A 22,539-nucleotide genomic window follows, 5' to 3' on the forward strand; every position below is an offset into this window, starting at 1 on the left:
AGAAATGACAAGGAATCTGGTAAAAGCGTCTGCGACCTGCGGAGCGGGGTAGGGCGGCAGCCATGGCTCGAATCGCAGCGGAATCGCTGGTAGAACGGCTCGCCGAGTGGGGTGTCGACACCGTCTTCGGCATGCCGGGCGACGGCATCAACGGCATCATGGAGGGGCTGCGGCGCCACCGGGACCGAGTGCGTTTCGTCCTGGTTCACCACGAGGAGGCGGCCGCCTTCATGGCCACCGGCTACGCCAAGGCCACCGGCCGCATCGGCGTGTGCCTGGCCACCTCGGGGCCCGGCGGCATCCACCTGCTCAACGGCCTCTACGACGCCAAGCTGGACCACGTGCCCGTGCTGGCGATCACGGGCATGCAGGAGACGTCCGTGCTGGGTACCGGTTACCAGCAGGAGGTGCACCTCGACCGGCTGTACGAGGACGTGGCCGAGTACAACATGATGATCACCAACCCGGTGCAGCTGCCCTCGCTGGTGGACCTGGCGATCAGGACGGCCTACGCGCGGCGCGGGGTCGCCCATCTCACGCTGCCCAACGACCTGCAGGTGGCCGAGGAGGGGTTGGCCCCGTACCCGACTGTGGCCCCGGCACGGCTGCCGGAGACGGCGCCCGTCTACCTGCGGCCGTCCGGCCTGCCGTGCCAGGAGGACGTCGAATGGGCGGCCGAGGTGCTCAACAACGCCCGGCGCCCCGCCATGCTCGTCGGGCAGGGGGCGCTGCACGCCCGGCGGGAGGTGCTGGCCGTGGCCGAGGCGCTCGGCGCGCCCGTGGCCAAGACGCTGCCCGGCAAGGCGGTCATCCCGGACGACTCGCCGTACACGACCGGCGGGATCGGGCTGCTCGGCACCCGGCCGAGCGAGGAGCTGATGGACGAGGCCGACGTGCTCTTCATGGTCGGCACGAACTTCCCCTACTCCAAGTTCCTGCCGGAGCAGGCGCGGGTGGTGCAGTTCGAGGCGGAGCCGACCAGGGCGGGGGCGCGGATCGTGACCGACGTGCCCGTGGTGTGCGACGCGAAGGAGGGGCTGCGGGCGCTGCTGCCGCTGCTCACCGCCCGGGACCGCACCGCCCATCTACAGAAATATCAGGAAAAGATGGCCAAGTGGCGGGCCGACATGGACGCTCTGGAGAACCCGGACCGGGATCCCATCGCGCCCCAGTACGTCGTGTCCATCGTGGACGAGCTCGCCACCGACGACGCCATCCTGACCTGCGACAGCGGCACCATCGCCACCTGGGCCGCCCGGCACTGGACGATCCGCGGCGAGCGCGAGTTCTACCTGTCCGGGACGCTGGCGACGATGGCGCCGGGGCTGCCGTACGCCCTGGCCATGCAGCACGCCTACCCGGGCCGGCAGGTCATCGCGTACGTCGGCGACGGCGGGTTCACGATGCTGATGGGCGAGTTCCTGACGGCGGTCCAGCAGCGGCTGCCGGTCAAGGTGATCATCAACAACAACAACTCGCTCGGGCAGATCCTGTGGGAGCAGATGGTGCTCGGCTATCCGGAGCACGGGGTGCGCTACCCCCAGCCGGAGGCCGACTTTTCGGCCTGGGCGAGGTCGTGCGGCGGGTTCGGGGCCAAGGTCACCAAGTCGGAGGACGTCGCCATGGCGATCGGGCAGGCGCTCGCGCACGACGGCCCGGCGCTGGTGGACGTGGACGTCAACCCGAACGAGCCGCCCATGCCGGCCAAGGTCTCCTACGAGCAGGCCAAGAACTTCGCGCAGGCGTTCCTCAAGGGGCAGCCGCACAAGGCGGCCATCGCCACGACCCTGTTCAAGGACCGGATCCAGCGGCTGGGGGAATAGCCCTCGCGATCGCCGCCGCGGTGCTCAGCAGGGGGTCGATCAGCTGGGGCAGCTCGCGGGCGCGCCGCGAGGACAGCACGATGCCCAGGGCCGCCACGGGCCGCCCGTCCACCAGGATCGGCGCCGCCGCCGAGCAGGTGCCCAGGGTCATCTCCTCGTACGTCAGCGCGTACCCCTGGGCCCGCACGACGGCCAGCTCCCTGGCCAGCCGGCCCGGCTCGGTGATCGTGTGCGGGGTGGGCCGCTCGAGCTTGCGCGCGAGGTAGGACTTCACGAACCAGTCCGGCTCGTACGCCAGCAGCGCCTTGCCCACGCCCGTCGGGTGCATCGGCAGCCGGCCGCCCGTCCGCGACACGATCGGCACCGCCCGCCGGCCGTACACCTTGTCCACGTACAGCACCTCGAGCCCGTCGCGCACGGCCAGGTGCACGTTCTCGCGCGTGGTCGCGAACAGCTCCTGCAGCCACGGGTGGGCCAGGTCGTGGAGCCGGCCGGGCGCGAGCTGGCCCAGCTCCCACAGCCGCAGCCCGACCCGCAGTCGCCCGTCGGGCGCGCGGCTCAGCGCCTGCCACTCCTCGAGCTCGGCGACCAGCCGGTGCGCCGTGCTCAGCGGCAGCCCGCTGCGGCGGGCCACGTCGGTCAGCGTGAGCTGCGGATGCGCGGAGTCGAACGCGCCCAGGATGGCCAGCACCTTGGACGTCACCGAGCGCCCGACCTCCCGGGCTCCGCCTGCCATGGAGCCATTCTTCCACTGAGTGGAAGCAGGATCTCGGCCAATCCCGGTCGAGGCAGCATGCTTCCCTCATGCGAACTCAGGTCGGGATCATCGGGGCAGGCCCCGCCGGGCTGCTCCTTTCCCACTTGCTCCACCTGCGCGGCATCTCCTCCGTGGTGCTGGAGAAGCGCAGCCGCGACTACGTCGAGCGGCGGGTGCGGGCCGGGGTGCTGGAGCAGGGCACGGTGGACACGCTGGTCGAGGCGGGCGTCGGCGAGCGCCTGCTGCGCGAGGGGCTGCCGCACCACGGCATCGAGCTCAGGTACGGGGGCGCGGGCCACCGCATCGCGTTCGAGAAGCTCGTCCCGGGCAGGTCCATCACCGTGTACGGGCAGCAGGAGGTGGTCAAGGACCTGATCGCGGCCAGGCTGTCGGCGGGCGGCGACATCAGGTTCGAGGTCGAGGACGTGGCGCTGCACTCGCTCGACTCCGATCCGTACGTGACCTTCGGCGGCGAGCGGCTCGACTGCGACGTGATCGCCGGGTGCGACGGCTTCCACGGCGTGTCGAGGCCGGCCATCCCCGAGGGCGTTCTGAGCGTGTACGAGCGGGACTATCCCTTCGCCTGGCTGGGCATCCTGGCCAGGGTGGCGCCCTCGTCGGAAGAGCTGATCTACACCAGGACCGAGCGCGGCTTCGCCCTGCACAGCATGCGCTCGCCCACCGTCAGCCGCTTCTACCTGCAGGTCCCGGCGGATACGTGCGTCGAGTACTGGCCGGACGAGCGGATCTGGGCCGAGCTGAGGGCCCGGCTGGAGAGCGTGCCCGACTTCACGCTGACGACCGGCGAGATCATGGAGAAGGGCGTCACGCCGATGCGGGCGTTCGTGGCCGAGCCCATGCAGTACGGGCGGCTCTACCTCGCCGGCGACGCCGCCCACATCGTGCCGCCGACCGGCGCCAAGGGGCTCAACCTTGCCGTGGCCGACGTCCGCGTGCTGACCGAGGCGCTGGCCGCGTACTTCGCCGACGGCTCGACCGGGCTGCTCGACGGCTACTCCGACGCGTGCCTGAAGCGGGTGTGGCGGGCGCAGCACTTCTCGTGGTGGATGACGACGCTGCTGCACACGTTCGAGGACGAGGACCCGTACGCGCGGCGGCTGCAGCTGTCGTACCTGGACTACGTGACCTCGTCGGAGGCGGCGGCGACGACCCTGGCCGAGAACTACGTGGGCCTGCCGTGAATGATGGCCTGACTGAGGAGGTGGACCGCGTTGGGTTCTGACGGCGGCTTGCTCGCCCCGGTCTGGGCGGGGACGCGGGCGGAGGCGATCACCTCGGACGCGGCCTGGCTGCGGGCCATGATGGAGGCCGAGGCGGCGCTGGCCCGCGCCCAGGCGCGGCTGGAGCTCATCCCGTCCGAGGCGGCCGCGGCCATCGACAGGACGGCCGCCACGCTGGTGCTCGACCCGGCCGACCTGGCCAGGAGGGCCCGCCAGTCGGCCAACCCGGTCGTGCCCCTGGTGGCCGACCTGCGGCGGGCCGTGCCGGGCGCGGCGTCGTCCGTGCACCGGGGGGCGACCAGCCAGGACATCCTGGACAGTGCCGCCATGCTCGTGGCCACGCGGGCGATCCGTGCCATCGTGGGCGATCTGAGCGCGATCATGCGGGATCTCAGCGAGCTGGCCGGGCGGCACCGGGACACCGTGATGGCCGCGCGGACGCTGGGGCAGCAGGCGGTGCCGACCACGTTCGGGCTGAAGGCGGCGGGGTGGCTGGCCGGTCTCATGCGCGCCCGCGCCGGGCTCCGCGAGCTGCGCCTGCCGGCCCAGCTGGGCGGCGCGGCCGGCACCCTGGCCGCGTTCGCCGAGCAGGCGGACTCGCGGGGCGCCGACCAGGGCGCCGCGCTGCTGCTGGCCGAGGTGTTCGCCGAGGAGATCGGGCTGGCGGCGCCCCCGATGCCGTGGCACGCGGAGCGCTCTCCCGTCACCGAGCTCGGCGCGGCGCTCACCGCCACGGCCCGCGCGCTCGGCAAACCGGCCACCGACATCGTCCTCATGGCCCAGACCGAGGTGGGGGAGGTGGCCGAGTCGTCGGCCGGCTCCTCGTCGGCCATGCCGCAGAAACGCAATCCCGCCCTGTCCGTCCTGGTCAGGTCGGCGGCGTTCCAGGTGCCCGCGTACGCGCAGGCCCTCGGGCAGGTCGGCGAGCACGAGCGGGCCGCGGGAGCCTGGCAGGCGGAGTGGCTGCCCCTGCGCGAGGCGCTGCGCCTGACGGGCGGCGCGGCCGAGACCGCCGCCGAGCTGGTGGCCGGGCTGCAGGTGTTCCCCGAACGGATGCGGGCCAACGCCGAGCTGACCGGCGGCCGGCTGCTCGCCGAGCGCCTGGCCGCCCACCTCGACCGCAAGGCGCTCGAGGAGGCCCTGGCCGCGGAAGGACCGCTGGAGGGCCACGCCGGACTGCTCGATCCGGCGGCTTATCTGGGGGCGGCCCCCGAGCTCGTTGATCGCATCCTCGCCACCTACCGGGAGCAATCGTGAAACTCCACCACCGCATCGACGGCCCGGCCGACGCGCCGCTGCTGGTGCTCGGGCCCTCGCTCGGCACCACGATGGAGATCTGGCAGCCCCAGCTCCCCGCGCTCACCGAGTCCTGGCGGGTCCTCCGGTACGACCTGCCCGGTCACGGCGGTTCGGCACCCGCCGCGGCCGGGTTCACCGTCGACGACCTGGCTCGGGCCGTGCTCGAGCTCGTCGAGGACGAGCGGTTCGCGGTCGGCGGCGTCTCGCTCGGCGGCGCGATCGCGAGCACGATCGCCGTCGAAGCAGGCCACCGGGTGCGGAAGCTGGTGCTGTGCTGCACGTCGGCCAGGTTCGGCGAGCCGGGGCCGTGGCTGGGCCGGGCGGCGCTGGTGCGTGGCAAGGGCATGGCGGCGCTGGTGCCGACGCTGAAGACCCGCTGGTTCACCCCCGGCTTCGACGGCCAGTGGGTGTTCGACCGGTTCGTGGAGGTGGACGCCAAGTCGTACGCGGCCTGCTGCGAGGCCCTCGCCGCCTTCGACCTGACCCGCCGCCTGGGGGAGATCGCCGCGCCCACGCTGGTGATCGCCGGCTCCGAGGACCCGGCCACGCCGCTCGACCACGCGCTCACGCTGGCCGGCACCATTCCGGGCGCGTCCCTGACGGTGGTGCCGCGGGCCTCGCACCTGGCCAACGTGGAGCGCCCCGACGCGGTGACCGCCGCCGTCCTGGGCCACCTGCGGGCCGGCGAGCCCGCCGAAAACGCCTTGGCGGCCGGCATGCGCACCAGGCGGGAGGTGCTCGGGGACGCGCACGTCGATCGGGCGGTCGCCGCCACCACCGACTTCACCCGCGACTTCCAGGAGCTCATCACCCGCTACGCCTGGGACGAGATCTGGAACCGGCCCGGCCTGGACCGGCGCACCCGCAGCTGCGTCACGCTCACCGCGCTCGTGGCCAGGGGGCAGATGGAGGAGCTCGCCATGCACGTCCGCGCGGCTTTACGGAACGGGCTCACGCGCGAGGAGATCAAGGAGGTGCTGCTCCAGACGGCCGTCTACTGCGGGGTTCCGGCCGCCAACGCCGCCTTCGCGGTGGCCCGCCGCACGCTCGCCGACATCGACGCGGAGGGTCGCTGACCTTGGGGGATGCTTTAAGGTTGTTTGGTGGTCTTTGAGGAGGGATGGGCGGTTTCGCCCCTGCGCTGGCTGATGAACACGCTGGGCGACGCCCAGCTCGCCCGGATGGGCGCCGACCCCGGCCTGGTCGCCGCGGTCGACCAGCACGCGGCGGTGCTGCGCGACGCGATCCCGCTGGACCGGGAGACCCTGGGCGACTACCTGCTGGGCTTCCTCGACGAACTGCGGGAGCGCGCCTGGGTCTTCACCGGCGAGCCGGACGCGGCGGCGCTCCGGCTGACGGCGGTCTGCTGGCTGGCCCGCGAGCAAGGCTTCCTGGAAGACGGCCTGCCCGCCTGACCTCCCGGGGCCAGGCGGGCGGACGGTTCAGCCCGGAGGCATCTCGGAGCGCGGCGGGGTGCCCGGCGTGCCCGGGGTGCCCGGGGTCGTCGGAGGGGCGCCCGGGGTGGTGCGTACCGGCTCACCCGCCATCGCGCGGGCGTCCTCACGACCCCGCTGGTACGCCTCCGCGTGCGCCCTGGCCTGCGGGGCCTCCGTCTCGATGCGGCCCAGCCAGCGCTCCCAGCGCTGCTGCATCGGGCGGACGAGCCCGCCGCCGATGCCGATCGCCGCGATCGCGCCGATGGTGGCGAGGACCGTGATCAGCACCGGAGTCGTGACCGTCGTGGCCACCCCGATCTGGTTGAGCGCGGCGATGATGCCGAGCGCCCAGATGAAGACGGCCGCGGCCGTCGCCACCCAGCGACCGTAGGTGAGCCCGCCGAGCGCGCCGGCGATGATGTCCCTGACTCCCATGGCGATCGCGCCCGCCACCACGATGATCACGATGGCGACCAGGGCCGCGGGCAGCCAGCCCACCACGCTGTTCAGCAGCGACGAGATCGGGTTGGGCCCGAACACGCTGAAGGCGATCTGGAGGGTGATCAGCAGGATCGCATAGTAGACGATCTTGGCGAGCAGGCTCCGGGCGGTGTACTTGCTCTGTTCCAGCCAACGCCGCACGCCGCTGCGCTCCACCGCCCGGTCGAAGCCGACGCGCTCGAGCACCTTGTCGACGATCTTCTGCAGCGCCTTGGCCACGATCCATCCGATGATGAGGATGACCAGGAACGCGACAAGTTTCGGAACGAACGTCGCTATCACTCGCCAGGCATCTGTGATGCCCTGGCCTATGTTGATGTCCACGGTTTCCTCCTCCGAGGAGCCACTGCAACGGCGCTACCCGCACAAACACCGTGTATGCACACAGAGCAGTCGAAACTTCGCATAAGGCGACATTTTGGGCATGGGTGCTTAAGCTGGGACATGCTCTGCGTGCTGCCCGCGGAGAGCGACCGGTTCGAGGCGGAGGCGCGGACCTGGCCCTGACCTCGGGTCAGAACGGGCGTCCCAACCCTCATCCGCCCTTCGCGGCCTTCAGCTGCGCGGCGGCCGCCTGCTCCAGGTGGACGAGGTCGGAGGCGACCGTGGCGAACGTGAAGCCCTCGGCCAGGCGGCGCGCGGCCAGCTCGCCGGAGGGGTTGTGGATCCCGGCCGCGATCCCGGCCGCCCTGGCCGCCGCGCTGACCTTCACCAGCGCGGCCTCGAACACGTCGGCGACCTCGGGATCGTTCGGGAACCTGCCGCCCACGGCCAGGCACAGGTCGGACGGGCCCACGTACACGCCGTCCAGGCCGGGCGTGGCGCAGATCTCCTCGATGTTGGCCAGCCCGTCCGGCGTCTCGATCATGGCCAGCACCAGCACGCTCTCGTCGGCCTCCGCCGGGGTGGGGCCGATCCTGAGCATGGAGCGCATGGGCCCGTACGAGCGGCGGCCCTTGGCCGGGTAGCGGGCGGCGGACACGGCGCGGGCCGCGTCCTCGGCGGTGTCGACCAGCGGCACGATCACGCCGCCGGCGCCGAAGTCGAGCGCCCTGCCGATGGCCGCCGCCTCGCCGGACTCGACGCGCACCAGCCCGACCGAGCGGCCGCCCGCGTCGATGGCCATGAGGTTGGACAGCAGCCCCGCGTTCCCGATCAGGCCGTGCTGGGCGTCCAGCGCGACGTAGTCGTACCCCAGCCTGGCCAGGCGCTCGGTGGCGACGGGGGCGTCCAGCACCACCCAGTAGCCGACGCACCGTTCGCGCTCGCGGATCCTTCGGGCGAACTCGGCTGCGGTCATACGCGATCGATCTCCTCTGCCGGGATGTGGACGTGCTTGATGACTTTGCGGTGGTAGGTGTAGGCGACGTGCAGGCCGCCGTCGGGGGTCTGCGCGATCGACGGGTACGACAGCTCGCGGTTGAGCCCCTCGCGGGAGTTGTTGGTCATGCAGTAGCCGTCGCCCGTTTCGAGGTCGCGCAGGTCGGGCCAGGTGCGGCCGCCGTCGGACGACAGGCCGAGCGTCAGCGGGGCCCGCGGCGCGCCCCAGAACGCCTTGCCCGTGGACTGGCCGTGGCCCTCGATCTCGTCGTAGAGGGAGGCGCGGCGCTCGGTCGCGTCCTGCCTGCTGCTGTTGTTGAACACCAGGGCCAGGCGGCCGTCGGCGAGCGGGGTGGCCTGGATGGAGGAGTTGTTGTTGGGCAGCGCGGTGGGCACGGGCGTGCTCCACGTCCGGCCCCCGTCGTTCGACCTGGACTCGTGGATGTGGTCCGCCCAGCGGCTGCGGAACAGGGCCAGCAGGGTGCCGTCCGGCAGGGGGAGCACGTTCATGTGCACGCAGCCCGTGCTGTCCGGGATCTCCTGGGCGCGCCAGGTCCGGCCGCGGTCCTCCGAGACGTACAGGGCGCTGGTGTCGTCGTCGCCCGCCCACCTGCCGGTGGCCGGGCGCTTGCAGCGGAAGGCCGGCAGCAGCCATCGGTCCTGGAGCACCACGATCGGCTGGCGGATGAAGACGCCGCCGTCGGGGTCGGCCGGGATCAGCGTGCGCGCCGGCCCCCAGGAGTCGCCGCCGTCGGCGGAGACCCGCAGCCGGACCTCGGCGGTGTCCTGGTCGCCCGCGTGCTGGGCGGTGTAGAGCAGCCACAGCTCGCCGTCCGGGGTGGGGAACAGGACGGGATTCTGCTCGGAACGGGTGCCGTCGTCGGAGAGCCGGGCGGGCGGCGACCAGGCGCCGTCGCGGAGCCGGGAGAACCAGATGGAGATGTCGGGCATGCCCTCCTGGGTACCGCCGAACCAGACGCAGGCCAGGTCGCCGCCCGGCAGCGGCATGAGATTGGCCGCGTGCGCCTGGACAGTGGGGGCGGGTAGCAGATTCATGGGCTCCCTATCGGTTGTAGGCGGGCATCGGGCCGCGCAGCGCGTCACCCACGGCGTCGCAGGCGGCGGCCACGTCGGCGGGCAGCGGCCCGGCGGCCAGCGCCGCGAGGTTGGCGCGCAGGTGGTCGAGGCTCGACGCGCCGAGCAGCACCGCGTTCACCACCGGCTTGCCGGCCAGCCAGCGCAGCGACACCTCGGCCAGCGGCAGCCCCGCCTCCAGGGCGATCGCGTGGAGCGCCTCGACGGCCTTGAACAGGTTGGCGTCCCAGTACCGCTCGCGGTACATCTCGGCCAGCCGCGAGTCACCGAACCGCCCGCCGTCCGGCGCCCGGTCGAAGCGGTGCCGCCCGGTCAGCAGCCCGCCGCCCAGCGGGTTGTAGACCATCGTCCGCAGCCCGCCGGTCAGGGCGAACTCGGCGTACTCGTCCTCGATCCGCCTGGCCAGCAGGTTGTACAGCTGCTGGGCGACCACGGGAGGCGGGTCGATCCCGGCGATCTGCCAGGCGGCGTAGTTCGACACGCCCAGGCTGCCGATCTTGCCTTCCTCCTTCAGCTCGGCGACCGTGGCCAGCGTGTCCTCCAGCGGGGTCGCCCGGTCGGGCTGATGCAGGTAGAACAGGTCCACGTGGTCCGTCCCGAGCCGCCGCAGGCTGCCCTCCAGGGCGGCCCGCAGGCCGGCGGGGGAGAGGGGCGCGTGCCCGCCGGCGTCCGGGTGGGGGATGCCCGCCTTGGTCGCCAGCACGACCCGGTCGCGGCGGCCGCGCAGCAGCTCGCCGAGGATCTCCTCCGCGGCCCCGCCCGCGTAGCCGTTGGCCGTGTCGACGCCGGTGACCCCGGCGTCGAGCGCGTGGTCGAGCATCCGCCCGGCCGTCCCGGCGTCCACGGTGTCACCGAACGTCATGGTCCCGAGGACCGGTTCGGGCCTCATCAGGGGGCTCCTTTCGCCGTCACGAGGACGCCGCGCGGCTTGCGCCCCCGCATCGTCGTCGGATCGAGCGCCGCCGCGCGCAGCGCCCGCGTGTACGGCTCGCGGGGCGAGGCGAGCACCGTCTCCGTCGGCCCCTGCTCGATCACCCGGCCCGCCCGCATCACCAGCACCTCGTCGCTGACCTCGCGCACCACGCCCAGGTTGTGCGAGATGAACACATACGTCAGGCCGCTCTCCCGGCGCAGCTCGTTGAGCAGCGCCAGGACCTGGGCCTGCACGGACACGTCGAGCGCGCTGGTGGCCTCGTCGCAGACCAGCACCTCCGGCCGGCTGGCCAGCGCCCTGGCGATGCCGATGCGCTGCCGCTGCCCGCCGGAGAACTCCGCGGGCCGCCGCTGGAGCGCGCTCGACGGCAGCCCCACCCGGTCGAGCAGCTCGGCCGCCGCGCGCTCCCGGTCCGCCTTCGCGCGCACACCGCGCAGTTTGAGCGGCTCCGCGACGATGTCGGCGGCCGTCATGCGCGGGTCCAGGGAGCCGTACGGGTCCTGGAAGACCATCTGGATCCGCGACCGGATCGGGCGCAGCCGCCGCTCGTTCATCCGGGCCAGGTCCTGGCCGTCCAGCAGCACCTCGCCCGAGGTCGGGGTGAGCAGCCGCACGAGCGCCCTGGCGATCGTGGACTTGCCGCAGCCGGACTCGCCGACCACGGCCAGGCAGCCGCCCTTGTCCACGGAGAAGCCGACGCCGTCCACGGCCCGGACCTTGCCGTTCGCGGTGGCGTACTCGACGACGAGGTCGCGCACCTCCAGCAGCGGCCCGCTCACCGGAACTCACCCAGCCGGGGCACGGCGCCGAGCAGCGAGCGGGTGTACTCCTCGCCCGGCGCGTCCACGATCTGCTCCACCTCGCCGCTCTCCACGAATCTCCCGTCCTTCATCACGTGGACGCGGTCGGACACCAGCCGCGCCACCCCGAGGTCGTGCGTGATCATCAGGATTCCCATGCCGGTGTCCTCCTGGAGCCTCAGCAGCAGGTCGAGGATGCCCGCCTGCACGGTGACGTCGAGCGCGCTGGTGGGCTCGTCGGCGACCAGCAGCTTGAGCCGCCCGGCCAGCGCGATGGCGATGAGCACCCGCTGCAGCATGCCGCCGGAGAACTGGTGGGGGTGGCGGCCGAGCTGCTTGCCCGGCTCGGGGATGCCGACCTGGGCCAGCAGATCGGCGGCCCGCTCCGCCGCCGCCTTCCTGGACAGGCCCGGGTCGCGCAGCCGCACGGCCTCGCGCAGCTGGCCGCCGATGGTGTGCACCGGGCTGAGCGCGGTCATCGGGTCCTGCGGGATCAGCGCGACGGTCTCGGCGCGCAGCCGGGCCGCGGCGCGGGCGTCGCCGACCACGTCGTGGCCGTCGATCTCCACCCGTCCCGACACGACCGCCTCGTCGTCCGGCAGGAGCCGGAGCACCCCCATCGCGGTGGTCGACTTGCCGGAGCCGGACTCGCCGATGATGGTCACGGTCTCGCCGGGGTCCATGGAGAAGGAGACCCCGTCCACGGCCCGCACCACGCCGCGATCGGTCATCAACTCGATTCGCAGGTCCTCGACGTCGAGCATGCTCATCTCGCCGTCACCTCCGCTCGTACAGGGCGTCGCCGACGAGGTTGACGCCGACCACCAGCAGCACGATCACCAGTCCCGGCAGCGTCACTAGCCACCAGGAGGTGGTGATGTAGTCCTGGCCGTCGGAGATGATCCGCCCCCAGGTCGCGAACGGCCGCTGCGGGCCCGCGCCGAGGTAGCTGAGCGCGCTCTCCAGCAGCACGGCCTGGGCCAGCAGCAGGAGGACGACGAGCCCGGCGCGCCGGATGATGTTCGGGATGACGTGCACGGCCAGCACGCCGGCCCGGCGCAGGCCGAGCATGCGGGCGGCGTCCACGTACGGTTTCTCGCGTTCGACCAGCACCAGCGATCTGGAGATGCGGGCCACCTCCGGCCACTGCGCGAGCGCGATGACCACCGTGATCACCGGCACCGAGGCGCCGAACAGGGCGACCACGAGCAGCAGCATCATCAGCAGCGGCAGCGACAGCTGCGCCTCCAGCAGGCGGGAGACGACCGCGTCCACCCAGCCGCCGAAATACCCGGCCGCCGAGCCGGCGAGGATGCCGACGACGCCGGAGACCAGCACGGCGAGCACGCCGATCAGCAGCGACACCTGCCCGCCGTGCAGCACCCTGGCCAGCAGGTCCCTGCCGAGCTGGTCGGTGCCGAACAGGTGGCCGCCGGTCAGCGGCGGCAGCCGCCGCTGGCCGAGGTCCTGCAGGTTGGGGCCGGGAAGGGGCAGCAGGTTCGCCAGCGCCACCGGCAGCACGACCACGGCCGTGCAGACCGTGCCGGCCGCCAGCTTGAGCCGCCGGCTCCGGCGCCGCCTGGTGGCGGCGGCCCGCTTGAGCCGCGCGGGCGTGACGGCTGTGATCATCGGCTGACCGCCTTTCCCAGGCGAATGCGGGGATCGAGTACGGAGTAGGCCAGGTCCACCAGGAACTGCACCAGCACCGCCGCGGCGGCCGTGACCAGCACCGTGGCCTGGATCAGCGGGTAGTCCCTGGTCTCCAGCGCGCGCACCACCAGCGAGCCGACGCCGGGCCAGGCGAAGACCACCTCGACCACGACCACGCCGTTCACCATGGCGGCGAACCTCGTGCCCAGCGCCGTCAGCACCGGGATCGCCGAGTTCGCCATCGCGTACCGCCAGGTCAGGCCGAAGGCGGACACGCCGCGCGAGCGGGCGACGGTGAGGTAGGGGGCGACGAGGTTCGCGCACATCTCCCGCCTGACCAGCCGCGAGATCAGCGCGATCTGCAGGATCGCGACCGTCAGCGTGGGCAGCACCAGCCCGCCCCACGTGGCGAACCCGGACGCGGGCAGCACCGGCACCACGATCGCGAACATCGTCAGCAGCATGACGCCGGTCCAGAACTCCGGCATGGACTGGCCGGCGATCGTCAGCACGTTCGCGGCCAGCTCCCTGCGGGTGTCGGCGCGCCGCGCCATCCACACGCCGAGGGGGATGGCGACCAGCGCCGTCACGAGGATCGCCGAGGTGGCCAGGGTGATCGTGTACGGGAGCCGGCCGAGCACGACGTCCAGCGCCGGGGCCTGGAAGGAGTAGGAGGTGCCGAAGTCCCCGGTCAGCAGGTTCTTCAGGAACAGCCCGTACTGCGTGAGCAGGGGCTGGTCCAGCCCGAACATGGCCCGCACCTTCGCCAGGTCCTCCGTGGTGGCCAGCGGCCCCGCGAAGGACGTGGCCGGGTCGCCGGGCGCGAGCCGGATCAGCACGAAGACGGTGGACACGGTGAGGAAGACGGTCAGGACGCTCTGCCCGAGCCGCCGCACGGCGTAACCGATCATGGCTCACCCGTCCAGCCGCAGCGCGGCGAGGTCGTAGGAATTGGTCGGCTCCAGCGCCAGGCCGCGCACCCGCCTGCGGTGCGCCAGCATCGTGCGCGGGACGAACGCCCACAGGCACGGCCAGCTGTCCCACACCGCCTGCTGGGCCCTGGCCACCACGGCCGCCCTGGCCTGCGCGTCCACCTCCTCCGCGGCGCGTGCGAGCAGCTCGACGACCTGGGGCTGGACGTAGCCCTGGTAGGTGTCGCGGGTCTTCTCCTTCTCGGGCGTGCCGCCGAACATGCCCTGCAGCGCCGAGTACGCCAGCCCGGTCGGGACCGAGAAGCCGTTGCCCAGGATGTCCCAGTCGCCGGCGCGGCCCTGCCGCCACTTGGAGATGTCGCCGCCCGGCTCGAACTGCTGCAACGAGCAGCGCACGCCGATCTGTTCGAGCATCTGCTGCACGCCCTCCATGAGGAGGCTGTCGCTGGGGAACTCGCCGGTCTCCCAGATGATCTTGAGGTTCAGGTCGGCCGGCCTGACCCCGGCCTCGGCCAGGAGCCGGGTGGCCATGGCGGGGTCGTGGACGTACTGGCCGGTCTTGACCGCGCCGGCCAGGATGCCGCTGACCACGCCGTCGGCCGGGATCGCGGTGCCCTGGAGCACGTCCTCGGCCAGCCGCTTGCCGTCCACGGCGAACGTCAGCGCCCGGCGCACCCGCGCGTCGGCCAGCGGGTGGCCGGGCGGTTTGCGGAAGTTGAAGAACAGCTGGTTGATGCGGGTGCCGACGGCCGAGGTCAGCTCGACGTCCGGCAGGTTGCGCAGCTGCTCCGCCGAGTCGGGGGAGATCGTGTCGATCACGTCGATCTCGCCGCTGCGCAGGGCCACGACGCGGCTGGACTCCTCCTGGATGAACCGTACGTGCACGGTGCTCAGCCGCGGCTTCGGCCCCCAGTAGGCCGGGTTCGCGCGCAGGGTGTAGACGCCGGCGCCGCGGTCTGACTGCACCACCGTGTACGGCCCGCTGCCGAGCCCGCTCTGCAGCTCGGCCGGCTGGTTGGCCGACGAGGGGGTGATGAGGATGTTGGCCATCAGGTAGTCGAGCACCGGCAGCGGCTTGTCGCTGCGCAGCCTGAACGTGCGCTCGTCGTCCTGCTCCACCCGTGGCCACTCGGGGAAGAAGGAGGCGATGAACGAGCCGTTCACCTTCTGGTACATCTCCAGCGCCGTCGCCACGTCCTTGGGGGTGACGGGGGAGCCGTCGGAGTAGCGGGCGCCCGCCCGCAGCCGCACGGTCCACTCGGTGGGGGCGGTGAGCCGGAAGCTCTCGGCGAGCACCGGCTCGGGGGTCAGCTTGGGGCCGATCCTGGTCAGCGCCTGGCGCACGCCGCGCTGCACGGTGACGGCCGCCTCGAACTGGTTGAGCTTGTTGTCCAGGGAGACCAGGGAGCGGTTGAGCGCCAGGACCATCGATCCTGGCGCCGGGCTCCCGGTCGGGCCCGCGCAGCCTGCGGCGAGGCCCATACCCATCGCCGCGCCCGTCCAGAGGAAGGTGCGGCGTGAGATCTCGGGGGGTGTGGACTGAGTCATTCAGCCCTCCATCGAACGGGGATGTCGTTCTGCTTGCTCGGGCGTTCTGAAGAGTGAGTGCGGGAAACCTCCGCGTTACTTTCCGGCAACTGTGGCATAGCTTGCGCGTTTCGTGCAATACTCACCGCGTGATTTACGCAAGTCGAGGTGGGAGCGCATGTTCGTCCTAGCGGACGACCTCACGGGGGCGGCGGAGACGGCGGCGGCGCTCATGTCCGCCGCCCGTCCCGCGCGGATCGCGTTGGCCGTCCCCGTCGCGGCCGCTCCGGTGGTGGTGGCGGACCTGGACAGCCGGCACCACCCCCGGGCCTTCGACCTGGTACGGGAGGCGCTCGCTCAGGCGGGCGACCGGCGGGTCTTCGTCAAGGTCGACTCGCTGCTGCGCGGCAACGTGGCCGCCACGGTCGCCGCCTGCCTCGACGCCCCGGTCGTCTTCGCCCCGGCGCTGCCGTCCGCCGGCCGTACTGTCGTGGGCGGGGTGCCGTACGTCCAGGGTGTGCCGCTGCGCGAAACGCGCGCATGGCGCGCAGAACCCCGTCCCGCTCCCGCCACCGTGGCCGAGGCGCTGGGGGACGTCCCATGGGTTCACGTGCCCGTGGGCGCCGACCTGTCCGAGGCCCTCGCGGCCGGGCGGGTGGCCGTCTGCGACGCCGAGACGGACGCCGACCTCGACGCCATCGTGGCCGCCACGCTCGGGGGCTCCGCCCGCCTGATCGGGTCGGGCGGCCTGGCCACCGCCCTCGGCCGTGCCCTGGGCGGCGGCACCGGCACCTGCGCGAGGGGCTCCCGCCCGGACACGGCCACCGCCGGCTCCCGCCCGGACATGACCACCGCCGGCTTTCGCCCGGACCCGACCGCTACCGCTCGTGGCGGCGGCGCGGCGTCACCAGGGAACGGCCGGCTGCTGGTCGTGGTCGGGACGGCCGAGCCGGTGGCGGCCGAGCAGGTCAGACTGCTCGTTGAACACGGGTTCGCACACGTGACGCTGTCGGCGGCGGACCTCGGGGTCACGGGGGGCGGTGCCGCGCACGTGACAGCGCCGGCGGCCGACCGCGCCACCCCGGAACGAGTACGGGACGCGCTGGCCTCGGGCCCCGTCGTGCTGACCGTGGGCGGTGAGGTGTCCCCGACGCGCGCCGCGGGCCCGCTCCTCACCCGCGCCCTCGCTGATGTGGTGCGCGAGGCTCTCGGGGAAACCCTCGCCGACCTGGTCCTCACCGGAGGCGAGACCGCCAGGCGGGTCCTGGACGCGCTGGGCGTACGCGAGCTGATCCCCTTGGACCAGGTCCACCACGGCGCCGTGCACAGCCGCACCCCTCAGGGCCACTCGGTGGTCACCCGACCGGGCAGCTTCGGCGACACCGACAGCCTCCTCCGCATCGCCACCCACCTCAACCCTGACCTGTGACTCTCACTCGAAAGGCTGACATGAGCAGTACTCCTCTCATCGCCCTCACCATGGGAGACGGCGCCGGCGTGGGGCCGGAGGTGATCGTCGGCGCGCTCCTCGCCCCCGAGACCGCCGCGTTCTGCCGCCCGGTGGTCATCGGCGACGCCGCCCGCCTGCGTCTCGCCGCGACCTTCCTCGGCGTCCGGCCGGAAGTGGTCACGGTGGACGGCATCGCCGGAGCGGCGTTCGAGGCGGGGCGGATCAACGTCATCGACCCCGGCATCCTCCCCGAGGACCTGCCGTGGGGCGAGGTGTCGCCGGTCGCGGGCCACGCGGCCTACGAGTACGTACGGCTGGCCAGCGAGCTGGCGATGGCCGGGGACGTACAGGCGATCTGCACGGCGCCCCTGAACAAGGAGGCCCTGCACGCGGCCGGGCACGTCTTCCCCGGCCACACCGAACTCCTCGCCCACCTCACGGGGACCGAGGAGGTGTCGATGATGCTGTCCACCCCCAAGGTCAAGGTCATCCACGTCACCACCCACGTCGGCCTGATAGACGCGGTCGCCCGCATCGAGCCCGGCCTGGTGGAGCGGACCGTCCGGCGCGGGGAGGCGGCCATGCGCGGCTCCGGCCTCGAACGCCCCAAGATCGGCGTTTGCGGCATCAACCCGCACGCGGGGGAGAACGGCCTGTTCGGGTACGGCGAGGAGGAGGAGAAGATCGTCCCGGCGCTGGAGCGCCTCCAGGCCGGGGGCATGGACGTGCACGGCCCGCTCCCGGCCGACACGGCGTTCTTCCTGGCCGGCCGCGGCGACTACGACCTGATCGTCGCCATGTATCACGACCAGGGCCACGGCCCGGTGAAGATCCTGGGCCTGGAGGCGGGCGTCAACATCACGGTGGGCCTGCCGGTCATCCGTACGTCGGTGGACCACGGCACGGCTTTCGACATCGCCGGGAAGGGCGTGGCGGACGCCGGTAGCATGATCGAAGCCCTCCGCCAGGCGGCCGAGCTGTCGTCCGCGCAGGGCGTGTGAGGGGAAGGGACCGTCCATGGGCCGCGCAGCACAGGTTCGCCGCGACGAGATCGTCCGGCTGGCCACCACCACCGGCCTGACCAGCGTCGAGGAGCTGTCGGCCCAGCTGGGCGTGACGGCCTCCACCATCCGCCGCGACCTGGCCCACCTCAAGGCCGCGGGCCTGCTGGCCCGCACGTACGGCGGCGCCATGGCCGTGGTCACCCATCCCGAGGCCTCACTCAGGCAACGCATCGGCGAGGCCTTCGAGGCGAAACGGGCGATCGCCGCCTGGGCGGCGTCCCAGATCCGCCCGGGCGAAACCGTCCTCCTGGACGCCGGCTCGACCACGGGCGCCCTGGCCCACGAGCTGCGTACCGCCGTGGACCTGACCGTCGCCACCACGGGCCTGAACGCCCTCCAGGAGCTCGCGGGCGCGACGGGCGTCCACGTCGAATGCCTGGGCGGCACCCTCCGCCACGTGAGCCAGGGCTTCATCGGCCCCCTGGCGGAGGCGGCCCTGAGCCGGATGACCTTCGACCGGGTCTTCCTGGGCGCCGACGGGGTGACGGCGGAGGACGGCATCTGCGAGGCCAGCCTGCAGCAGACCCGCCTCAAGGAGCTCATGATCGCCCGCTCCCGCCACGTCTACCTCCTGGTCCACGCCGCCAAACTCGGCCGCCGCCCCTTCCACGCCTGGGCCCGCATGCCCGACACCTGGACCCTCGTCACCGACTCCTCCGCCACCCCCGACTCCCTCAAACCCTTCACCACCAAGGGCGTCGAAACCATCGTCGTAACCCCCGAGTAGGTGGGGCATACTCACCCACCCTTTGCCCCTCTGGGGGGCGACGCGACTGACGCCCGCCCCGAACTTCGCTCGCGCGCTCTTCCAGGCGGACTGAAGCCCGCCCCCTGTTCGTCCTCGCTCCTCTCGGACGCCCTCCAGAACGCTTTCGCCCCTTTGATCGCCCGATGGGAATTCGGGTCAAGGGCCGGGCCCCGCAGCGCCGGGGACGAGGGGAGCACGGCCATACCGCGACGACATCGCCAGCCCATCCCAGCGATGAGGCATCGGGCCCGCAGACGGCATGCCCCCACTCGCACTCGTGACGTCGATGGTGACCGCGTCCTCGTCCTGGCACTTGAGCACCGCACAGCCCGCGCGCCCCGCGACACGTACGCCCCCGGCATGAGTCCGGGGCAGCCGCGCGCGGACACGGGACGGCCCGCGGCTACGCCGGTGATGACACGACACGACGGAGGCGACCGTCCGGGACCGTTGTCTTTGCCGCCGTGAACCTCCTCATCAATGACTCTCCGAGAGGGTGGCTCCGGGGACGTGGTGTCTGTCCGCCGGATCACCCCGCACCACGGCCGCCGGGGTGGCCCCGGTCGGCTGTTAGCGCTCACATGTCTCTTTCTCCGTCAGATGGCTGTGGTGGCAGGTCGAGCCAATACGAGACGAAGAGGCGGCGTCAAGGACGGCGCCTCGCGCCCACGGAGGGGCGGCAGGCGGGCGTGCGGCTCACCAGGCGTTTCAGCGGTGGCCGGCCGTGACGGCGCGGGCGTCGCTCTGAAACTTTCGCTAGAACTTGACAACTTTCGGCGCGGTTTCCAGACTGTGTCCACCGAGGCGGCTTCCTCCTGCCATGTGGTGGTGCGCGGTGAGGACCGCCGTTCACGATGCCCTGGTGGTGTGCGTTCCCTGATCACGGGACGCGGCGTCGATCGCGTGGGGTGACCCCGCGTGTCCGCTTTTCCGTGATTCAGTCTGGAGCACTCAGTTATGGGCAACACAGCCATACTTCCGGCGCGACCTCTCAGGCGCTCGCGGTTGCTGATCGCCGCCGCCGTCGGCGTACTCGGCGTGGTCACCGCGGTGACGGTACCGACCACGCCGGCCGGTGCGGCGGCGAGCACGCTCGGCGCGGCCGCCGCGCAGAGCGGGCGCTACTTCGGCGCCGCCATCAGCGCGGGCAGGCTCGGCGACTCGCAGTACACCACGATCGCCAACCGCGAGTTCAACATGGTGACGGCCGAGAACGAGATGAAGATCGACGCCACCGAGCCGAACCGGGGCCAGTTCAACTTCACCAGCGGTGACCGCATCTACAACTGGGCCGTGCAGAACGGCAAGCGGGTGCGCGGCCACACCCTGGCCTGGCACTCCCAGCAGCCCGGCTGGATGCAGTCCCTGTCGGGCAGCACCCTGCGCCAGGCGATGATCGATCACATCAACGGCGTCATGGCCCACTACAAGGGCAAGATCTACGCCTGGGACGTGGTCAACGAGGCCTTCGCCGACGGCAACTCCGGCGGCCGGCGCGACTCCAACCTGCAGCGCACCGGCAACGACTGGATCGAGGTCGCCTTCCGCACCGCGCGCGCCGCCGACCCGGCCGCCAAGCTCTGCTACAACGACTACAACATCGACAACTGGACCTGGGCCAAGACCCAGGGCGTCTACAACATGGTCCGCGACTTCAAGCAGCGCGGCGTGCCGATCGACTGCGTCGGCCTGCAGTCGCACTTCAACAGCGGCAGCCCGTACAACAGCAACTACCGCACCACCATCTCCAGCTTCGCCGCCCTCGGCGTCGACGTGCAGATCACCGAGCTGGACATCCAGGGCGCCTCCGCGCAGACCTACGCCGCCGTGACCAACGACTGCCTGGCCGTGGCCCGTTGCGCGGGCATCACCGTGTGGGGGGTGCGCGACCAGGACTCCTGGCGCTCGGGCGACACCCCGCTGCTGTTCAGCGGCGCCAACAAGAAGCCCGCCTACGACGCGGTCCTCAACGCCCTGAACGCCGCAACACCGAGCCCCACCCCCACGCCGACGCCCACTCCGACCCCGACGCCCACCCCGACGCCCACCCCGACTCCGACCCCGGTCCCGGACGGGTGCGCGGCCACGATCGCGACGACCAACAGCTGGCCGGGTGGCTTCCAGTCGACGGTGACCGTCCAGGCGGGCAACGCGGCGATCAGCGGCTGGACCGTGCGGTGGACCTGGCCCGGCGGGCAGAGCATCAGCAGCCTGTGGAACGGCCAGCAGAGCGTGTCCGGCTCCAGCGTCACCGTACGCAACGCCGCCTACAACGGCTCCATCGCCGCCGGTGGCTCCACGACCTTCGGGTTCACCGCGAACGGCACCGCGGCCACCCCGACCGCTACCTGCACCAGCCCCTGACGGCGGCAGGACATGATGATGAGGAGAATACAGATGCGTCTGCCCTGGCGAGCGCGGTCACCGCGCCCCTCCGCCGGCACGCCCGCGGCGCCGGGGCGGCGCCGCGGCCTCGTGATCGGCGCCATCGCGGTCCTGCTGGCCGGAGCCGGCCTGCTGACCATTCAGCCCGCCCAGGCCGCCGTCGCCTGCCGGGTCGACTACACCATCAGTTCGAGCTGGCAGGGTGGCTTCAACGCCGGCGTCACCATCAACAACCTCGGTGACGCGGTCAACGGCTGGCGGCTGACCTGGTCCTTCGGCGCCGGCCAGCAGATCACCCAGATCTGGAACGCCACCCAGACCCAGTCCGGCTCGTCGGTGACCGCCACCAACGTCTCCTACAACGCCGCCATCCCCTCCGGCGGCAGCACCAACTTCGGGTTCAACGGCTCGTGGAGCGGCAGCAACCCGGTGCCCACGTCGTTCGCCCTGAACGGCGTCACCTGCGGCAACCCCGGCACTCCCACGCCCGACCCCACGCCGACCCCCACCCCCACTCCCACACCGACGCCGACCCCGACCGGCATGTGCGATCTTCCGTCGACGTACCGCTGGACCTCGACGGGTGCGCTGGCGACCCCGAAGTCAGGGTGGGTCTCGCTCAAGGACTTCACCGTCGCCCCCTACAACGGCAGGCATCTCGTCTACGGGACGACGCACGACACGGGGACCAGGTGGGGCTCGATGAACTTCGGCCTCTTCACCAACTGGTCCGACATGGCCTCGGCCAGCCAGAACACGATGTCCTCCGCCACCGTCGCACCCACGCTCTTCTACTTCGCCCCCAAGAACATCTGGGTGCTCGCCTACCAGTGGGGCCCGACCGCTTTCTCCTACAGGACCTCCAGCGACCCCACCAATCCGAACGGCTGGTCGTCGCAGCAGGCACTCTTCTCCGGAAGCATCTCGGACTCCGGAACAGGACCCATCGACCAGACGCTCATCGGTGACAGCACGAACATGTACCTGTTCTTCGCCGGGGACAACGGCAAGATCTACCGGGCCAGCATGCCCATCGGGAACTTCCCGGGCAGCTTCGGCAGCACCTCGACCGTGGTCATGAGCGACACCAGGAACAACCTGTTCGAAGCCGTTCAGGTCTACAAGCTCCAGGGCCAGAACCGATACCTCATGCTCGTCGAGGCGATCGGCGCGCAGGGCCGCTACTTCCGCTCGTTCACGGCCACGAGTCTGAACGGTTCGTGGACCCCGCAGGCGGCGACCGAGAGCAATCCCTTCGCCGGCAAGGCCAACAGCGGCGCCACCTGGACCAACGACATCAGCCACGGCGATCTGGTCCGCAGCAACCCCGATCAGACGATGACCGTTGATCCCTGCAACCTGCAGCTGCTCTACCAGGGACGTTCCCCCAGCTCCGGCGGCGACTACGGTCTCCTGCCCTACCGGCCGGGTCTGCTGACACTGCAGCGCTGACGGCGTGACGTAGAGCTAACCTCTGCAGCCCGGAGCGGACCTTCCGGTGGCAACGGTGGTCGTCCCAGCCCCGCCACCCACCGGAAGGTCCGCCGTCGTTGTACGCCACCGCTCCCGTCACCGTC

General features: G+C 71.9%; 20 protein-coding genes. 10 read left to right on the forward strand and 10 right to left on the reverse strand.

Annotated features, from left to right (window positions below):
• Positions 1-62 precede the first annotated feature (62 nt).
• The gene (locus tag ACFKCF_RS04815) at positions 63-1,823 is read left to right on the forward strand and encodes a thiamine pyrophosphate-dependent enzyme (RefSeq protein WP_394491007.1); all 1,761 of its coding nucleotides are present in this window, start codon (positions 63-65) and stop codon (positions 1,821-1,823) included.
• Here the strand turns inward: ACFKCF_RS04815 and ACFKCF_RS04820 are convergent.
• Complete coding sequence (locus tag ACFKCF_RS04820; RefSeq protein WP_394491009.1) at positions 1,792-2,559, reverse strand: IclR family transcriptional regulator; 768 nt, start codon at positions 2,557-2,559, stop codon at positions 1,792-1,794. The two genes, ACFKCF_RS04815 and ACFKCF_RS04820, sit on opposite strands and share 32 nt — an antisense overlap.
• A gap of 68 nt (positions 2,560-2,627) precedes the next feature.
• On the opposite strand from ACFKCF_RS04820, the gene ACFKCF_RS04825 reads away from it, so the two are divergent.
• The 4 genes from ACFKCF_RS04825 to ACFKCF_RS04840 are packed head-to-tail and all read left to right on the forward strand — an operon-like array spanning position 2,628 to position 6,535.
• Positions 2,628-3,782, forward strand: a complete 1,155-nt coding sequence (locus ACFKCF_RS04825) for a 4-hydroxybenzoate 3-monooxygenase (RefSeq protein WP_394491011.1) — start codon at positions 2,628-2,630, stop codon at positions 3,780-3,782.
• A 30-nt stretch (positions 3,783-3,812) separates the two neighbouring features.
• Positions 3,813-5,078: a lyase family protein gene (locus tag ACFKCF_RS04830; RefSeq protein WP_394491013.1), complete on the forward strand. Its 1,266-nt coding sequence runs from the start codon at positions 3,813-3,815 to the stop codon at positions 5,076-5,078.
• On the forward strand, positions 5,075-6,196 hold the full coding sequence (gene pcaC / locus ACFKCF_RS04835) for a 4-carboxymuconolactone decarboxylase (protein WP_394491015.1): 1,122 nt from the start codon (positions 5,075-5,077) through the stop codon (positions 6,194-6,196). Before ACFKCF_RS04830 ends, pcaC begins: the two co-directional genes overlap by 4 nt.
• A gap of 27 nt (positions 6,197-6,223) precedes the next feature.
• Positions 6,224-6,535: a DUF6401 family natural product biosynthesis protein gene (locus tag ACFKCF_RS04840; RefSeq protein ID WP_394491017.1), complete on the forward strand. Its 312-nt coding sequence runs from the start codon at positions 6,224-6,226 to the stop codon at positions 6,533-6,535.
• Positions 6,536-6,562: 27 nt separating this feature from the next.
• Here ACFKCF_RS04840 and ACFKCF_RS04845 read toward each other — a convergent pair whose 3' ends face one another.
• From ACFKCF_RS04845 to ACFKCF_RS04885, 9 genes are all read right to left on the reverse strand, one after another.
• Positions 6,563-7,375, reverse strand: a complete 813-nt coding sequence (locus ACFKCF_RS04845; protein WP_394491469.1) for a hypothetical protein — start codon at positions 7,373-7,375, stop codon at positions 6,563-6,565.
• Between the two features lie 217 nt (positions 7,376-7,592).
• Positions 7,593-8,357: an HpcH/HpaI aldolase/citrate lyase family protein gene (locus ACFKCF_RS04850; protein ID WP_394491019.1), complete on the reverse strand. Its 765-nt coding sequence runs from the start codon at positions 8,355-8,357 to the stop codon at positions 7,593-7,595.
• On the reverse strand, positions 8,354-9,433 hold the full coding sequence (locus ACFKCF_RS04855; protein WP_394491021.1) for an exo-alpha-sialidase: 1,080 nt from the start codon (positions 9,431-9,433) through the stop codon (positions 8,354-8,356). Before ACFKCF_RS04855 ends, ACFKCF_RS04850 begins: the two co-directional genes overlap by 4 nt.
• A gap of 7 nt (positions 9,434-9,440) precedes the next feature.
• Complete coding sequence (locus ACFKCF_RS04860) at positions 9,441-10,361, reverse strand: aldo/keto reductase (RefSeq protein ID WP_394491023.1); 921 nt, start codon at positions 10,359-10,361, stop codon at positions 9,441-9,443.
• Positions 10,361-11,185: an ATP-binding cassette domain-containing protein gene (locus ACFKCF_RS04865; protein WP_394491025.1), complete on the reverse strand. Its 825-nt coding sequence runs from the start codon at positions 11,183-11,185 to the stop codon at positions 10,361-10,363. The genes ACFKCF_RS04860 and ACFKCF_RS04865 overlap by 1 nt, the downstream gene beginning before the upstream one ends.
• Complete coding sequence (locus tag ACFKCF_RS04870; protein ID WP_394491027.1) at positions 11,182-11,976, reverse strand: ABC transporter ATP-binding protein; 795 nt, start codon at positions 11,974-11,976, stop codon at positions 11,182-11,184. Before ACFKCF_RS04870 ends, ACFKCF_RS04865 begins: the two co-directional genes overlap by 4 nt.
• A 7-nt stretch (positions 11,977-11,983) precedes the next feature.
• On the reverse strand, positions 11,984-12,835 hold the full coding sequence (locus tag ACFKCF_RS04875; protein ID WP_394491029.1) for an ABC transporter permease: 852 nt from the start codon (positions 12,833-12,835) through the stop codon (positions 11,984-11,986).
• Complete coding sequence (locus tag ACFKCF_RS04880; RefSeq protein ID WP_394491031.1) at positions 12,832-13,767, reverse strand: ABC transporter permease; 936 nt, start codon at positions 13,765-13,767, stop codon at positions 12,832-12,834. The genes ACFKCF_RS04875 and ACFKCF_RS04880 overlap by 4 nt, the downstream gene beginning before the upstream one ends.
• Positions 13,768-13,770: 3 nt before the next feature.
• Complete coding sequence (locus tag ACFKCF_RS04885) at positions 13,771-15,336, reverse strand: ABC transporter substrate-binding protein (protein ID WP_394491033.1); 1,566 nt, start codon at positions 15,334-15,336, stop codon at positions 13,771-13,773.
• A gap of 157 nt (positions 15,337-15,493) precedes the next feature.
• Between ACFKCF_RS04885 and ACFKCF_RS04890 the strand changes: the two genes are divergently transcribed.
• From ACFKCF_RS04890 to ACFKCF_RS04910, 5 genes are all read left to right on the forward strand, one after another.
• Positions 15,494-16,744, forward strand: a complete 1,251-nt coding sequence (locus ACFKCF_RS04890; protein ID WP_394491035.1) for a four-carbon acid sugar kinase family protein — start codon at positions 15,494-15,496, stop codon at positions 16,742-16,744.
• A gap of 20 nt (positions 16,745-16,764) precedes the next feature.
• Entirely contained in the window at positions 16,765-17,766 is a 1,002-nt protein-coding gene (gene pdxA, locus ACFKCF_RS04895; protein WP_394491037.1) for a 4-hydroxythreonine-4-phosphate dehydrogenase PdxA, read from the forward strand.
• Between the two features lie 16 nt (positions 17,767-17,782).
• Positions 17,783-18,556 carry a DeoR/GlpR family DNA-binding transcription regulator gene (locus tag ACFKCF_RS04900; protein WP_394491039.1) on the forward strand — a complete coding sequence of 258 codons (774 nt, stop codon included), beginning with the start codon at positions 17,783-17,785 and terminating at the stop codon, positions 18,554-18,556.
• 1,026 nt (positions 18,557-19,582) lie between these two features.
• Positions 19,583-20,941 carry an endo-1,4-beta-xylanase gene (locus ACFKCF_RS04905; protein ID WP_394491041.1) on the forward strand — a complete coding sequence of 453 codons (1,359 nt, stop codon included), beginning with the start codon at positions 19,583-19,585 and terminating at the stop codon, positions 20,939-20,941.
• A 33-nt stretch (positions 20,942-20,974) separates the two neighbouring features.
• A complete protein-coding gene (locus ACFKCF_RS04910; protein ID WP_394491043.1) occupies positions 20,975-22,414 on the forward strand; it encodes a non-reducing end alpha-L-arabinofuranosidase family hydrolase in 1,440 nt (479 codons plus the stop codon).
• The last annotated feature ends 125 nt before the right edge of the window (positions 22,415-22,539 follow it).

This window comes from Nonomuraea sp. JJY05 (genome assembly GCF_043496855.1).
Classification (GTDB): Bacteria; Actinomycetota; Actinomycetes; order Streptosporangiales; family Streptosporangiaceae; genus Nonomuraea.

Coding starts and splice junctions, on each gene's coding strand:
- pdxA (WP_394491037.1), top strand. CDS start 16,765: ATGAGCAGTACTCCTCTCATCGCCCTCACCATGGGAGACGGCGCCGGC.
- ACFKCF_RS04860 (WP_394491023.1), bottom strand. CDS start 10,361: ATGAGGCCCGAACCGGTCCTCGGGACCATGACGTTCGGTGACACCGTG.
- ACFKCF_RS04910 (WP_394491043.1), top strand. CDS start 20,975: ATGCGTCTGCCCTGGCGAGCGCGGTCACCGCGCCCCTCCGCCGGCACG.
- ACFKCF_RS04880 (WP_394491031.1), bottom strand. CDS start 13,767: ATGATCGGTTACGCCGTGCGGCGGCTCGGGCAGAGCGTCCTGACCGTC.
- ACFKCF_RS04900 (WP_394491039.1), top strand. CDS start 17,783: ATGGGCCGCGCAGCACAGGTTCGCCGCGACGAGATCGTCCGGCTGGCC.
- ACFKCF_RS04850 (WP_394491019.1), bottom strand. CDS start 8,357: ATGACCGCAGCCGAGTTCGCCCGAAGGATCCGCGAGCGCGAACGGTGC.
- ACFKCF_RS04885 (WP_394491033.1), bottom strand. CDS start 15,336: ATGACTCAGTCCACACCCCCCGAGATCTCACGCCGCACCTTCCTCTGG.
- ACFKCF_RS04825 (WP_394491011.1), top strand. CDS start 2,628: ATGCGAACTCAGGTCGGGATCATCGGGGCAGGCCCCGCCGGGCTGCTC.
- ACFKCF_RS04820 (WP_394491009.1), bottom strand. CDS start 2,559: ATGGCAGGCGGAGCCCGGGAGGTCGGGCGCTCGGTGACGTCCAAGGTG.
- ACFKCF_RS04875 (WP_394491029.1), bottom strand. CDS start 12,835: ATGATCACAGCCGTCACGCCCGCGCGGCTCAAGCGGGCCGCCGCCACC.
- ACFKCF_RS04855 (WP_394491021.1), bottom strand. CDS start 9,433: ATGAATCTGCTACCCGCCCCCACTGTCCAGGCGCACGCGGCCAATCTC.
- ACFKCF_RS04870 (WP_394491027.1), bottom strand. CDS start 11,976: ATGAGCATGCTCGACGTCGAGGACCTGCGAATCGAGTTGATGACCGAT.
- ACFKCF_RS04890 (WP_394491035.1), top strand. CDS start 15,494: ATGTTCGTCCTAGCGGACGACCTCACGGGGGCGGCGGAGACGGCGGCG.
- ACFKCF_RS04815 (WP_394491007.1), top strand. CDS start 63: ATGGCTCGAATCGCAGCGGAATCGCTGGTAGAACGGCTCGCCGAGTGG.